At 60.4% G+C, this 15,000-nt stretch carries 10 protein-coding genes (1 of these 10 only partly in view); all 10 read left to right on the top strand.

Features of this window, described 5'->3' with window-relative positions; genetic code table 11:
* Positions 1-171 carry the 3' end of a transcription termination/antitermination protein NusG gene (gene nusG / locus DZK26_RS12450; RefSeq protein ID WP_116898739.1) on the top strand. 363 nt of this gene lie to the left of the window's left edge, so 171 of the gene's 534 nt are visible here — the last part of the coding sequence; the start codon falls outside the window, past its left edge; it ends in the stop codon at positions 169-171.
* A gap of 191 nt (positions 172-362) precedes the next feature.
* Entirely contained in the window at positions 363-797 is a 435-nt protein-coding gene (gene rplK / locus DZK26_RS12445; RefSeq protein ID WP_116898740.1) for a 50S ribosomal protein L11, read from the top strand.
* On the top strand, positions 797-1,489 hold the full coding sequence (gene rplA, locus DZK26_RS12440; RefSeq protein ID WP_116898741.1) for a 50S ribosomal protein L1: 693 nt from the start codon (positions 797-799) through the stop codon (positions 1,487-1,489). Before rplK ends, rplA begins: the two co-directional genes overlap by 1 nt.
* 415 nt (positions 1,490-1,904) lie before the next feature.
* Positions 1,905-2,432, top strand: coding sequence for a 50S ribosomal protein L10 (gene rplJ / locus DZK26_RS12435; protein ID WP_116898742.1), 528 nt, complete (start codon positions 1,905-1,907; stop codon positions 2,430-2,432).
* A 246-nt stretch (positions 2,433-2,678) separates the two neighbouring features.
* Positions 2,679-3,059, top strand: coding sequence for a 50S ribosomal protein L7/L12 (gene rplL, locus DZK26_RS12430; protein WP_116898743.1), 381 nt, complete (start codon positions 2,679-2,681; stop codon positions 3,057-3,059).
* Positions 3,060-3,231: 172 nt separating this feature from the next.
* Entirely contained in the window at positions 3,232-7,317 is a 4,086-nt protein-coding gene (gene rpoB / locus DZK26_RS12425; protein ID WP_116898748.1) for a DNA-directed RNA polymerase subunit beta, read from the top strand.
* Positions 7,318-7,336: 19 nt separating this feature from the next.
* Positions 7,337-11,563 carry a DNA-directed RNA polymerase subunit beta' gene (gene rpoC, locus DZK26_RS12420; protein ID WP_116898744.1) on the top strand — a complete coding sequence of 1,409 codons (4,227 nt, stop codon included), beginning with the start codon at positions 7,337-7,339 and terminating at the stop codon, positions 11,561-11,563.
* A gap of 366 nt (positions 11,564-11,929) precedes the next feature.
* Entirely contained in the window at positions 11,930-12,304 is a 375-nt protein-coding gene (rpsL, locus tag DZK26_RS12415) for a 30S ribosomal protein S12 (protein ID WP_116898745.1), read from the top strand.
* Positions 12,305-12,316: 12 nt separating this feature from the next.
* Complete coding sequence (gene rpsG / locus DZK26_RS12410) at positions 12,317-12,787, top strand: 30S ribosomal protein S7 (RefSeq protein ID WP_116898746.1); 471 nt, start codon at positions 12,317-12,319, stop codon at positions 12,785-12,787.
* A gap of 25 nt (positions 12,788-12,812) precedes the next feature.
* On the top strand, positions 12,813-14,906 hold the full coding sequence (gene fusA, locus DZK26_RS12405) for an elongation factor G (protein WP_116898747.1): 2,094 nt from the start codon (positions 12,813-12,815) through the stop codon (positions 14,904-14,906).
* Positions 14,907-15,000: the final 94 nt, after the last annotated feature.

Genomic DNA, 15,000 nt, shown 5'->3' with positions numbered 1-15,000 from the left:
GTGCTTTTCGAGCCGGGCGAGATGGTCCGGGTCACGGAAGGCCCGTTCAACGATTTCAGTGGTGTGGTCGAAGAGATCAACTACGAAAAGAGCCGGCTGCGCGTGGCGGTGTCGATCTTTGGTCGATCCACGCCCGTGGAGCTGGACTTCACGCAGGTCGAAAAGCTGTAACGCGCGGCGTTAGAGCTTTTCGATCCCGGACGCGCGAAGCGCGATCCGGGATCCCCTTCGGCCGGCACGGCGCCGAACGAAGGAGCAAGGAGAACCCCGGGCTTGCGATATGCAGTCCCGGCATTTGAACCAATACGGGGAGCCGAGTGTCTTACATGGCCCGGCGCCAGAACCCGAGGAGATCGTACAACATGGCTAAGAAAGTCACCGGTTACATCAAGCTGCAGGTGCCGGCCGGCCAGGCTAATCCGAGTCCGCCCGTGGGCCCGGCACTGGGCCAGCACGGCGTCAATATCATGGAGTTCTGCAAGGCGTTCAACGCCCAGACCCAGGACACGGAGCAGGGCCTCCCGATTCCGGTCGTGATCACGGTATTCAACGACCGCAGCTTCAGTTTCGTTACCAAGACTCCACCGGCCGCGGTACTGCTGCGCAAGGCGGCCAAGATCCAGAAGGGTTCCGGCGAGCCCAATACCAACAAGGTAGGGACGGTCAGCCGTGACCAGCTGGAAGAAATCGCGAAGATGAAAGAGCCCGATCTGACGGCGGCCGATATGGATGCCGCGGTGCGCACCATTGCCGGCAGCGCACGCAGCATGGGCCTGAACGTGGAAGGAGTCGAGTGATGGCCAAATCAAAGCGTATTCGCGCAATGCGCGAGCAGATCGAACCGGGCAAGTCCTATTCCATCGACGAGGCTCTGGACCTGCTCAAGTCGCTGAGCAAGGTCAAGTTCACCGAGTCGGTGGACGTTGCCGTTCGTCTTGGCGTGGACCCGCGCAAGTCGGATCAGGTGGTTCGCGGCGCATTGGTGCTGCCGCACGGTACGGGCAAGAGCGTACGCGTTGCCGTTTTCGCCCAGGGCGAGAATGCCGAGAAGGCCGAGGCGGCCGGTGCCGATATCGTGGGTATGGATGACCTGGCCGAAACGATCAAGGGCGGGCAAATCGATTTCGATGTGTGCATCGCCACGCCCGATGCCATGCGCGTGGTCGGCAAGCTCGGCCAGGTGCTGGGCCCGCGCGGGCTGATGCCGAACCCCAAGGTGGGTACGGTTACGACCGACGTCGAGACGGCGGTAAAGAACGCCAAGGCCGGACAGGTGCAGTTCCGTAACGACAAGGGCGGCATCGTGCACAGCACGATCGGCAAGGCCGACTTCGAAGTCAACGCCCTGCGCGAGAACCTGCAGGCGCTGGTGGGCGAACTGGTCAAGGCCAAGCCGCCCTCGGCCAAGGGTCAGTACCTGCGCAAGGTCGCGGTATCGACCACGATGGGGCCCGGGCTGACTATTGATACGAGCAGCCTGAGTGTTTGAAGGACAGTGTGAAGTGTTCAGTGTGAAGTGTGAAGAACGGCTTCGCTAGACGCTTCAGATGAATTTAAATTTGGAGGTGTGTTGGTGTGTTGAGTGACAGGTGTTGAGAAAGGCTACAACCTAGCAAGGCGCAAAAGCGTACTAGGCGGCAGCCTCTTCACACTTAACACTTAACACTCTTCAAGGTCGGGCGTTCGCTTCCCCCCAGGGGAGGCGCCCGTCCAAGACCGCGGGTCGAGGCCGGTGAAAACCGGCGACGGTAATGGTTCGAAAGAGCCGCCCGCGCAGATGGTGTCGCCCGATTATCCCGGTTGTACGGGAGAAACGGCCACCAGCAAGGTCCGGGCCTTCGGGTCCGGGGTTGTATGGGTTGCCGGGAAGGATCCCGGTGATTCGAACTTAACGGAGGTAGCCAATGGCGCTCACTCTTGAGCAGAAAAAGGCAGTGGTGGCGGAAGTCGCCGATGCGGCGAAGTCTGCACACTCTGCGGTTGCTGCCGAGTACCGTGGGCTGACCGTCAGTGACATGACCGAGTTGCGCAGCAAGGCGCGCAATGAGGGCGTGTATCTGAAGGTTGCCAAGAACACGCTGGTCAAGCGTGCCGTTGAGGGTACGGACTTTGAATGCATGACGGAGGGCCTGACCGGCCCGCTGCTGTTTGCGTTTTCCATGGAGGATCCGGGTGCGGCTGCGCGCCTGGTCAAGGATTATTCCAAGGACAACGACAAACTGGTTGCCCGCATGGTGGCGGTCGGTGCCGAGCTTCACGATGCCAGTGAACTCGAGCGCCTGGCCAAGCTGCCAACGCGCGATCAGGCGATCGCCATGCTGATGGGTGTCATGAAGGCACCGATCGAGAAGTTTGTCCGCACCCTTGCCGAGCCGCATACCAAGCTGGTTCGCACGGTCGCGGCGGTTCGCGACAGCAAGCAAGCTGCCTGAGGTGGAGTGGTCTGGCTTTGAGGTTTCGATTGGTCAGGGAGTCGCTCAATGAATTGCGGCTTCGACAACCAAGGAGATGAGTGAATAGAAAATAGAAAATAGAACTCGATGGTGGGCAGGGCGTTTCTTATAGCTCTATTTACTATTCACTATTTTCTATTTTCTTAGGCATCTAACGAAGCCTGAAGTTGACCAGAACCACCACAACTGAATCGAAGTTAATCTAAATTTTGGAGTTTAAAGAAAATGGCCGTTTCAAAAGACGATATTCTCGAAACCATTTCCGAAATGAGCGTGATGGAGGTTGTTGACCTCATCGAAGCCATGGAAGAAAAGTTCGGTGTTTCCGCTGCCGCTCCGGTGGCTGTTGCTGGCGCCGCTGCCGGCGGTGAAGAAGCCGCTGCCGCTGAAGAGCAAACCGAGTTCGACGTGGTTCTTGCCAGCTTCGGCGACAACAAGGTTGGCGTCATCAAGGCCGTCCGTAGCATTACGGGCCTGGGTCTGAAGGAAGCCAAGGAACTGGTCGAAGGCGCGCCCACGCCGGTCAAGGAAGGTGTGGAAAAGGACGAAGCCGAAGACATCAAGAAGCAGCTGGAAGAGGCGGGTGCGACCGTCGAGGTCAAGTAACCATTCCGCATCTTCAGTTGTTTGATGGAAGCAGGGCTGGGTGCCGAAAAGGTGCCCGGCCCGCTCCCGTTTGTGCCACGCAAGTGGACGCTGCCCAGGGATGTAACCGGGTGCCATGGCAGCATTGTATGACAAGTCCCGGCCGATGCAATACCAGGTGGGAAGAACGCTCATGAGCTACTCCTTCACGGAAAAGAAGCGTATTCGCAAGAATTTCGGCAAGCACCCCCAGGTGCTCGAAGTGCCGTTTCTGCTTGCAACGCAGATCGACTCGTATAAACAATTCCTGCAGTCGGGCGTCGCGGAGGGCGACCGCCAGGAAGTCGGACTGCACGGTGCGCTGAGCTCGGTGTTTCCGATTACCAGCTATTCCGGCAACGCTGCTCTGGAATACGTCAATTACGAGCTCGGCCAGCCCGAGTTCGACGTAACCGAATGCAAGCTCAGGGGTATGAGCTATACCGCTCCCCTGCGCGTCAAGGTCCGCCTGATCATCTACGACAAGGACAGTCCGGCCAAGAACAAGCGGGTCAAGGAAGTCAAGGAGCAGGACGTCTACATGGGCGACCTGCCGCTGATGACCGATACCGGCACGTTCATCGTCAACGGCACCGAGCGGGTCATCGTCAACCAGATGCACCGCTCCCCGGGTGTGTTCTACGATCACGACAAGGGCAAGACCCATTCCTCGGGCAAGCTCCTGTACTCGGCCCGCGTTATTCCCTATCGCGGCTCCTGGCTGGATTTCGAGTACGACCCGAAGGACTGCATCTTCACCCGTATCGACCGTCGCCGCAAGCTGCCGGTGACGATCCTGTTGCGCGCCCTGGGCATGACCGAAGAGGAAATGCTCGACTACTTCTTCGAGAAGACCAAGGTCACGCTGCGAAAGGGTGATGCCAAGATCGACCTGGTGCCGCAGCGCCTGCGCGGCGAGTCGGCACTGTTCGACATTGCCGGCAAAGACGGCAAGGTAATCGTTGAGAAGGACAAGCGTATTACCGCGCGCCACGTCAAACTCATCGAACAAGCGGGCGTGAAGACACTGGATGTGCCGGATGACTATCTCATCGGCAAGATCCTGGCGCATGACATTGTTGACACCGATTCCGGTGAACTGGTCGCCAAGGCCAATGACGAGATCACCGAGGAAAGCCTCGAGGCGATGCGCGAAGCCAAGGTCAAGCGCTTCGACGTGCTCTACGTCAACGATCTCGACCAGGGCCCGTATATTTCCAACACGCTGCGCATTGACCCGACCAGCAGCGAGCTCGAGGCGCTGTGGGAAATCTACAAGATGATGCGCCCGGGGGAGCCGCCGACGAAGGAAGCGGCGCAAAACCTCTTCAACAATCTGTTTTTCTCGTCCGATCGCTACGATCTCTCGGCGGTTGGTCGCATGAAATTCAACCGCCGAGTGGGCCGCAAGGAAATCGAAGGGCCGGGCGTGCTGGACCGGGACGATATTCTCGAAGTCTTGCGCGTGCTCATCGATATCCGCAACGGCCACGGTACGGTCGACGACATCGATCACCTCGGCAACCGTCGTGTGCGTTCGGTCGGCGAGATGGCCGAAAACAGCTTCCGTATCGGCCTGGTGCGTGTCGAACGTGTCGTGCGCGAACGCCTGACTACCGTCGAGAGCGAGGGTTCTTCGCCGCAGGATCTGATCAACGCCAAGCCGGTGGCGGCCGCGATCAAGGAGTTCTTCGGCTCCTCGCAGCTGTCGCAGTTCATGGACCAGAACAACCCGCTGTCGGAAGTCACGCACAAGCGGCGCGTTTCCGCGCTGGGCCCGGGCGGTCTGACGCGCGAACGTGCCGGGTTCGAAGTGCGCGACGTGCACCCGACGCACTATGGCCGGCTTTGCCCCATTGAAACGCCGGAAGGTCCGAACATCGGCCTGATCAATTCTCTGGCGTGCTATGCGCGCACCAACCAGTACGGCTTCCTGGAGACCGCCTATCGCAAGGTCAAGACCGGCAAGGTAACCGACAAGGTCGAGTATCTTTCGGCGATCGAAGAGGGCGAGTACGTGATTGCCCAGGCGAATGCCGATCTGGACAACAAGAAGAAGTTCAAGGACGAGCTGGTTCCGTGTCGTTTCCAGGGTGAGTTCACCCTCAAGCGTCCCGACGAGATCGACTACATGGACGTCTCGCCACGTCAGATCGTGTCCGTGGCCGCCTCGCTGGTACCCTTCCTTGAGCACGACGACGCAAACCGTGCCCTGATGGGCTCGAACATGCAGCGCCAGGCCGTGCCGACGCTTCGCGTCGACAAGCCGCTGGTCGGAACGGGTATGGAACGCGCCGTCGCGACCGACTCTGGTGTGACCACGGTCGCCCTGCGTGGCGGTATGGTCGACCAGGTGGATGCCGGCCGTATCGTGGTACGCGTCAATGACGACGAAGTGGGTGAGAACGATCCGGGTGTGGATATCTACAACCTGGTCAAGTACGAACGTTCCAACCAGAACACCTGCATGAACCAGCGGCCGCTGGTCAAGGTGGGTGACGTGATCGAGAAGAAGGATGTTCTGGCTGATGGCCCGTCCACCGATCTGGGTGAGCTGGCGCTGGGCCAGAACATGCTGGTCGCGTTCATGCCCTGGAACGGCTACAACTTCGAGGACTCCATCCTCATCTCCGAGAACGTGGTCAAGGAGGATCGCTTCACCTCGATTCATATCGAGGAGCTGACCTGCGTGGCGCGTGATACCAAGCTCGGTTCGGAGGAGATCTCCGGCGACATACCCAACGTGGGCGAATCGACGCTGGCTAAACTCGACGAGTCGGGCATCGTCTACATCGGCGCCGAGGTCAAGGCCGGCGACATCCTGGTCGGCAAGGTCACGCCCAAGGGCGAGGCTCAGCTCACACCGGAAGAGAAGCTGCTGCGCGCCATCTTTGGCGAGAAAGCCTCCGATGTGAAGGACACGAGCCTGCGTGTGCCCACCGGCATGGACGGCACGGTCATCGACGTGCAGGTCTTCACCCGTGAGGGCGTCGACAAGGATGCACGAGCGATCGCGATCGAGAAGGACGAGATCCGCCGGGTCCGCAAGGACCTCGACGATCAGCTCCGCATCATGGAAGACGCCATCTTTGCGCGGCTGGAGTCGGTGCTGATCGGCAAGATTGCCGACAAGGGGCCCTCTGGCCTCAAAAAGGGCGCCAAGGTCACCGAGGCTTATCTCGCAGAACTCAAGCGGGATGACTGGTTCAAGCTGCGCATGCGCAATGACGATGCGCAGGAAACGCTCGAGCAGGCCGCTCGCCAGATCGAGGCTCAGCGCAAGGCGTTCGACAAGCGCTTCGAGGAAAAGAAGGAAAAGATCACCCGCGGCGACGAGCTGGCGCCGGCGGTGCTCAAGATGGTCAAGGTTTATCTGGCCGTCAAGCGTCGCATGCAGCCGGGCGACAAGATGGCCGGCCGTCATGGCAACAAGGGTGTGATCTCGACTGTGGTGCCGACCGAGGATATGCCGTTCATGGAAGACGGTACGCCGATCGATGTCGTTCTGAGTCCGCTGGGCGTGCCTTCGCGCATGAACATCGGCCAGGTTCTCGAAGTGCATCTGGGTCTGGCTGCCCGCGGGCTGGGAAGCAAGATCGAGAAAATGGTCGAGGCCAACGAAAAGACCGAGAAGATCCGGAAGTTCCTGGGCGAGATCTACAACTCCGACCAGGACGCCCGCGTCGACATGAAGCAATTCAAGGCCGGCGATATCTCCGAGATGGCCGAGAACCTCAAGGGCGGTGTGCCGATGGCGACACCGGTCTTCGACGGGGCCGACGAGGACGAGATCAAGAAGCTGCTGAAGATGGGCGACATGCCGGAAACCGGCCAGATGATCCTGTACGACGGCCGAACCGGCAATTCCTTCGATCGCCCGGTCACGGTGGGCTACATGTACATGCTCAAGCTCAACCACCTGGTCGACGACAAGATGCATGCGCGCTCGACCGGCCCGTACTCGCTGGTTACACAGCAGCCACTGGGCGGCAAAGCCCAGTTCGGCGGCCAGCGGTTCGGCGAGATGGAGGTCTGGGCGCTGGAGGCCTATGGCGCCGCCTATACCCTGCAGGAAATGCTGACGGTCAAGTCGGACGACGTGCAGGGCCGCAACCAGATGTACAAGTCCATCGTCGACGGCAATTATCAGATGACCGCGGGCATGCCGGAGTCCTTCAACGTACTGGTGAAGGAAATCCGCTCGCTGGGCATCAACATCGAACTCGAAGAATCATCCTGATCTCAGGAGGAGGCAGCAAGTGCGCGACCTTTTCAATCTCTACAAGCGTCAGAACCAGGTTACGGAATTCGACGCAATTCGTATCGGGCTGGCTCCCCCGGAGCTGATCCGTTCCTGGTCCTTCGGCGAAGTCAAGAAGCCGGAGACCATCAATTATCGGACTTTCAAGCCCGAGCGGGAAGGGTTGTTCTGCGCCGCCATCTTCGGGCCGGTCAAGGACTACGAGTGCCTCTGCGGCAAGTACAAGCGCATGAAGCACCGCGGTGTGAAGTGTGAGAAGTGCGGTACCGAGGTCACGCTGACCAAGGTTCGTCGTGAGCGCATGGCCCACATCGACCTGGCCTCGCCGGTGGCGCATATCTGGTTCCTGAAGTCGCTGCCTTCGCGTATCGGTCTGATGCTCGACATGACGCTCAGGGACATCGAGCGCATTCTCTACTTCGAGTCCTATCTGGTGCTCGACCCGGGGATGACCATGCTCGAGCGCGGCCAGCTGTTGACCGACGAGGAATACCTCGACGCGATGCAGGAATACGGCGACGAGTTCGACGCCCGCATGGGCGCCGAGGCCGTTTACGAGCTGCTCAAGAACATCGATCTCAATGGCGAGTTGACCCAGCTTCGCGAAGAGATCTCGGCGACCAACTCCGAAACCAAGATCAAGCGTCTGTCCAAGCGCATCAAGCTGATGGAAGCGTTTCTCGAGTCGGGAAACCGGCCCGAGTACATGATCCTGACGGTTCTGCCGGTGCTGCCGCCCGATCTGCGGCCGCTCGTTCCGCTCGATGGCGGTCGCTTCGCGACCTCAGATCTCAATGATCTGTATCGGCGGGTAATCAACCGGAACAATCGTCTGCGCCGCCTGCTCGAACTCAATGCGCCCGACATCATCGTGCGTAACGAAAAGCGCATGCTGCAGGAGTCGGTCGACGCACTGCTCGACAACGGTCGTCGCGGTCGTGCCATCACGGGGACCAACAAGCGCCCTCTGAAGTCGCTGGCCGACATGATCAAGGGCAAGCAGGGTCGCTTCCGTCAGAATCTCCTGGGCAAGCGCGTCGATTACTCCGGCCGTTCGGTCATCGTCGTTGGCCCGACGCTCAAGTTGCACGAGTGCGGCCTGCCCAAGAAAATGGCGCTGGAGTTGTTCAAGCCGTTCATCTTCTCCAAGCTGCAGCGCCGCGGCCTGGCCATGACCATCAAGGCGGCCAAGAAGCTGGTCGAGCGTGAAGAACCGGAAGTCTGGGACATCCTCGAGGAAGTCATTCGGGAACACCCGGTACTGCTCAATCGGGCACCGACCCTTCACCGCCTGGGCATCCAGGCCTTTGAACCGGTGCTGGTGGAGGGCAAGGCCATCCAGTTGCACCCGCTGGTCTGTACTGCCTTCAACGCCGACTTCGACGGCGACCAGATGGCCGTCCACGTGCCGCTGTCTCTGGAAGCCCAGCTCGAAGCGCGCGCGATGATGATGTCGACGAACAATATTCTGTCTCCGGCCAACGGTGAGCCGATCATCGTTCCGACGCAGGATGTCGTGCTGGGTCTGTACTACATGACCCGCAAGAATGCCGGCGCCAAGGGCGAGGGCATGGCTTTTTCGAGTGTGGCCGAGGTCAATCGCGCCTACTCGAACCTGCAGGTCGAACTGCAGGCGGCCGTGACCGTGCGCATTCGCGAAATCGAGATCGACGAGGACGGTAACGAAACCGAGGTCTTCAACCGCTACGAAACGACAGTGGGCCGCGCGCTTTTGCGCGAGATCCTGCCGATGGGTCTACCGTTCGAACTGGTCAACCAGGTGCTCAAGAAGAAGCAGATTTCGCGCCTGATCGACGAGAGCTATCGCAAGCTTGGCCTGAAGACAACCGTGGTCTTCGCCGACCAGTTGATGTATACCGGCTTTCACTACTCCACGCGGGCCGGCGTGTCGATCTGTCTCGACGACCTGCAGGTCCCACCCGAGAAGAAGGCCATCCTGGAGCGGGCCGAAAAGGAAGTGGTCGACATCCAGGATCAGTACTCCTCGGGCGTCGTGACTTCCGGTGAACGCTACAACAAGGTGGTCGATATCTGGTCGCGCACCAACGAGGAGGTCGCGCGCGCGATGATGAAGCGCATCGGCAAACGTGTCCGTATCGATGTCGATGGCAACGAGGTCGAGGAAGACTCGATGAACTCGATCTACATCATGGCCGATTCCGGTGCACGTGGTTCGGCAGCGCAGATCCGGCAGCTTGCCGGCATGCGCGGCCTGATGGCCAAGCCCGACGGCTCGATCATCGAGACGCCCATTACGGCGAATTTCCGCGAGGGCCTCAACGTCCTGCAGTACTTCATCTCCACCCACGGTGCCCGCAAGGGTCTCGCCGATACGGCGCTCAAGACCGCCAACTCGGGTTACCTCACACGTCGACTGGTCGACGTGGCCCAGGACCTGGTGGTCATCGAGGAAGACTGTGGCACCGAGCGCGGTCTGGAGATGCTGCCGATCGTCGAGGGCGGCGATGTCGTCGAACCGCTGGGTGAGCGTATTCTCGGCCGTCTGGTCGGTGAGGACGTCTATCCGGCCGACAGCGACGAAGTGCTTTGCCCGCGCGGTACGCTGCTCGACGAGGAGTGGGTGGAAACGCTGGAAGAGCACGGCATCGATCGCGTGTTCGTGCGTTCACCGATCACCTGCGAAACGCGCCACGGAATCTGTGCCGCTTGCTATGGCCGTGATCTGGCGCGTGGCACGATGGTCAATCAGGGCGAAGCCGTCGGCGTGATCGCGGCTCAGTCCATCGGCGAACCGGGTACACAGCTGACGATGCGCACGTTCCACATCGGCGGTGCCGCTTCACGCTCGGTCGCGATCGACCACATCGAGGTCAAGTCCAACGGCTCGGTGCGCCTGTACAACCTCAAGTCCGTCGAGAACGTCGAGGGCAAACTGGTTGCGGTGTCGCGCTCCGGCGAGTTGTCGGTCATCGACAGCCACGGCCGCGAGCGTGAGCGCTACAAGATCCCGTATGGTGCACTTTTGCATATCAAGGAAGGCGACAAGGTCGAGGTCGGTCAGCAGGTCGCCAACTGGGACCCGCATACCCACCCCGTCGTGGCCGAACTGGCCGGCGTGGCCAGTTTCCACGACTTCATTTCGGGTGTGACCGTCACCGAGGAGGTCGACGAGGTTACCGGGTTGACTTCGAAGGTCGTGACCGATCCGAAGAAGCGTGGCTCGGAGGGCAAGGACCTCAGGCCGATGGTCCGCCTGCTCGACAAGAAGGGCAAGGTGCTCAATATTCCTGGCACGGAACAACCGGCGCAGTACTATCTGCCGGCCGGGGCGGTCATCAACTGCACCGACGGTCAGGAGATCAAGGTCGGCGACGTGGTTGCGCGCATTCCGCAGGAATCGTCCAAGACCCGCGATATCACCGGCGGTCTGCCGCGCGTGGCCGACTTGTTCGAGGCCCGCAAGCCCAAGGAAGGTGCCATATTGGCCGAGGCCTCCGGCGTGGTCAGCTACGGCAAGGAGACCAAGGGCAAGCAGCGACTGGTCATCACCGACGAAAACGGCGAAACCCACGAGGAGCTGATTCCCAAATGGCGACAGGTCATGGTGTTCGAGGGCGAACACGTGGCCAAGGGCGAAACCGTGGTCGACGGCGAGCCCAATCCGCACGACATTCTGCGACTGCTGGGTGTCGAAAGGCTGGCGGACTACCTGGTTCAGGAAATTCAGGATGTCTACCGCCTGCAGGGTGTGGGTATCAACGACAAGCACATCGAGACGGTCATTCGCCAGATGCTGCGCAAGGTCGAAATCATCGAGCCGGGTGACAGCACTTTCCTCAGGGGCGAGCAGGTCGAAGGCATCCGCGCCCTGGAAGAAGCCGAGCGCCTGGAGCAGGCCAGCCAGGTTCCGCCACGTTACCAGTCGGTCCTTCTGGGAATCACCAAGGCCTCGCTGGCGACGGAATCGTTCATTTCCGCGGCCTCGTTCCAGGAAACCACGCGCGTGCTTACCGACGCGGCCGTTCGCGGCACCGTCGACAACCTGCGTGGCCTGAAGGAAAATGTCATCGTCGGACGGCTCATTCCGGCCGGCACCGGTCGCATCGCCGTCGAGCGCCGCAAGGAGCGACAGCACGAAGAGGCCGATGCCGAACTGGCCGCCCTGCTGAGGGCCTCGGATACGGCAGAGGAAGCCCCCGCCGAAGAGTCGGCTGGTGGGACTGGCGGCGACGCCGAGGAGTAGGAGATACGCCGAAGTTCACCATGCCGGGACGCCCGGCATGGCGCCTTTCGGCGAAATTCGAAATTCGAAGCACCAAATTCGAAACAAGCACGAATGACCGAAATTCGAATGTTCTAAACGAATCGGTGCGGGCTCCGGACGTGGGGCGGCAGCCGTTTAGGTCATTCGGATTTCGAATTTGTTTCGGATTTGGTGCTTCGTATTTCGGATTTTCAGTTTTAGGGGCGACTCCAGCATCCGAAGTGCCCCGCGGTGTAAATCACCGATGCCAGCGCTTGACACGCCCCACTCTACCCCTTAGAATTCTCGTTCTTCGGCAGGCCGGATTTGCGGCCTGTCGTTTGTTTTCTTGAGATACCCAAAATTATGGCCACGATCAATCAGTTGGTCCGCAAACCGAGGCGGCCCCAAGAGCAAAAGTCCAACGTACCGGCGCTGGAAGCTTCGCCCCAGAAGCGTGGCGTCTGCACGCGAGTGTACACCACGACTCCGAAGAAGCCCAATTCGGCGCTGCGGAAGGTTGCGCGTGTTCGTCTGACCAACGGCTACGAGGTCACCAGCTATATCGGCGGCGAGGGTCACAACCTCCAGGAGCACTCGGTGGTGCTGATTCGCGGCGGTCGTGTCAAGGACCTTCCGGGTGTGCGTTATCACACCGTGCGCGGCAGTCTCGATACCGCTGGTGTGTCGGATCGCCGCCAGGGTCGCTCCAAGTACGGCGCCAAGCGTCCGAAGAACTGACGGAATCAAACAATGTCCCGCAAGCATTCAAATTTCGAGCGCGACATCCTGCCCGACCCACGGTTCGGCAGTGAAATGATCGCTCGCTTCATCAACATGGTGATGATGGACGGCAAGAAGTCCGTCGCAGAGCGCATCGTCTACGGTGCCATTGAAGAAATGGAAAGCAAGGGCCAGGGCGAGCCCCTGGCTGCCGTCGAGAAGGCGCTCGACAATGTCGCGCCGGCAGTCGAGGTCAAGTCGCGTCGCGTTGGCGGTGCCACCTACCAGGTGCCGGTTGAAGTGCGCCCCAAGCGGCAGCACGCACTGGCCATGCGTTGGGTGATCGACGCGGCCCGCAAGCGGGGCGAGAACACCATGCCCCGTCGTCTGGCCGGTGAATTGCTCGATGCAATGGAAGAGCGCGGCTCCGCCGTCAAGAAACGCGAAGATACCCACCGGATGGCCGAAGCCAACAAGGCGTTCGCCCACTACCGCTGGTAAGCAGCAAAGCAACCGAGGTTTTAACGTGTCACGCAAAGTATCCATAGAGCGCTATCGGAATATCGGCATCATGGCCCACATCGATGCCGGTAAGACCACGACGACCGAGCGCATCCTGTTCTACACCGGCATCTCGCACAAGCTGGGCGAAGTGCATGACGGCAATGCCGTCATGGACTGGATGGAGCAGGAGCAGGAGCGTGGCATCACCATCACATCCGCGGCCACCACCTGCTTCTGGCAGGGCATGGACAAGGAATGGCCCCAGTATCGAATCAACATCATTGACACCCCGGGTCACGTCGACTTCACTATCGAGGTCGAGCGCAGCTTGCGCGTGCTCGATGGTGCCGTGGCCGTTTTCTGCGCCGTTGGCGGCGTCGAGCCGCAGTCCGAAACGGTGTGGCGTCAGGCCACCAAGTACTCGGTGCCGCGCATGGCGTTCGTCAACAAGATGGACCGCATGGGTGCTAATTTCCAGCGCGTTGTCGACCAGATCAGGGAGCGCCTGGGTGCGCGTCCGGTGCCGATTCAGTTGCCGATCGGCGCCGAAGAGGATTTCGAGGGCGTCGTCGACTTGGTCCGGATGCGCGCCATCTACTGGGATGTCGAGAACATGGGTACGACCTACGAGTCCCGCGACATTCCCGCCGAGCTGGCTGAAGAGGCGCAGGCCGCCCACGAACAGCTGGTCGAGTCCGCCGCCGAGGCTTCCGAGGAAATGATGGAAAAGTACTTCGAAAGCGGCGAGCTCAGCGTGGACGAGATCATCAAGGGGCTGCGCGATCAGACCCTGGCCAACGAGATCGTGCCCGTTCTGTGCGGCACCGCCTTCAAGAACAAGGGCGTGCAGGCCCTGCTCGATGCGATCGTCGAGTACATGCCTTCGCCGACGGAAGTCAAGGACATCCGTGGTCTTAACGAGAAGGACGAGGAAGAGCGCCGTCCGTCCACCGACGAAGCGCCATTCGCCGCGCTGGCGTTCAAGATCGCCACCGACCCCTACGTCGGCTCGCTGACCTTCTTCCGGGTTTACTCCGGTGTCGTGAAGGCCGGGGATACCGTCTTCAACCCGATCAAGGGCAAGAAGGAGCGCGTGGGCCGGCTGCTGCAGATGCATTCCAACTCGCGCGAGGAGATCAAGGAAGTCTACGCCGGCGATATCGCCGCGGCGGTGGGTCTGAAAGACGTCACGACCGGCGACACGCTGTGCGATCCGTCCGACGTGATCACGCTCGAGCGCATGGAGTTCCCGGATCCGGTTATCGCCGTGGCGGTCGAGCCCAAGTCCAAGGCCGACCAGGAAAAGATGGGCGTCGCCCTGGGCAAGCTGGCCCAGGAGGATCCGTCCTTCCAGGTGCGTACCGATGAAGAGTCTGGTCAGACGATCATTTCCGGAATGGGTGAACTCCATCTGGATATCATCGTCGATCGCCTCAAGCGAGAGTTCAAGGTCGAGGCCAATGTCGGCAAGCCGCAGGTGGCCTACCGCGAAACGATCCGCCAGGAAGTCGAGGCCGAAGGCAAGTTCGTTCGCCAGTCGGGTGGCCGTGGCCAGTACGGCCACGTCAAGATCAAGCTCGAGCCCATGGGCGAGGGCGGTGGTTACGAGTTTGTCGACAAGATCGTTGGCGGCGTCGTGCCCAAGGACTACATCAGTTCGGTCGGCAAGGGGATCGAAGAGGCCATGCAGAACGGCGTGCTGGCCGGTTACCCGATGGTCGACATCAAGGCGACGCTTTTCGACGGCTCCTACCATGAAGTCGACTCCAGCGAAATGGCATTCAAGATTGCCGGTTCGATGGCTTTCAAGGACGGTGCGGTGAAGGCCAAGCCGGTCATTCTCGAGCCGGTGATGAAGGTCGAGGCGGTTACGCCTGAAGAGTACATGGGCGACGTGATGGGTGACCTGAACCGCCGCCGCGGCACCGTACAGGGCATGGAAGATGCCCCGGCCGGCAAGATCATCCGAGCGCATGTGCCGCTTTCGGAAATGTTCGGCTACGCCACTGACCTGCGTTCGATGTCGCAGGGTCGTGCCACCTACGTGATGGAGTTCCTCGCGTATGAAGAAGCGCCCAACAGCGTCGCCGAAACCATCATGAAGAAGAGCGCCTGAGCTCAAGAGAATTTGAAGAGGATTAGCAGCTATGTCCAAGGCAAAGTTTGAACGCACCAAGCCGCACGTCAATGTGGGCACGATTGGTCACGTT

Origin of the sequence: Wenzhouxiangella sp. 15190 (assembly GCF_003417465.1) — a bacterium.
In the GTDB taxonomy this organism is placed as follows: Bacteria; Pseudomonadota; Gammaproteobacteria; order Xanthomonadales; family Wenzhouxiangellaceae; genus Wenzhouxiangella.
The sequence above is the reverse complement of the archived record's forward strand: the minus strand, read 5'-3'. Positions and strand labels throughout refer to the sequence as shown.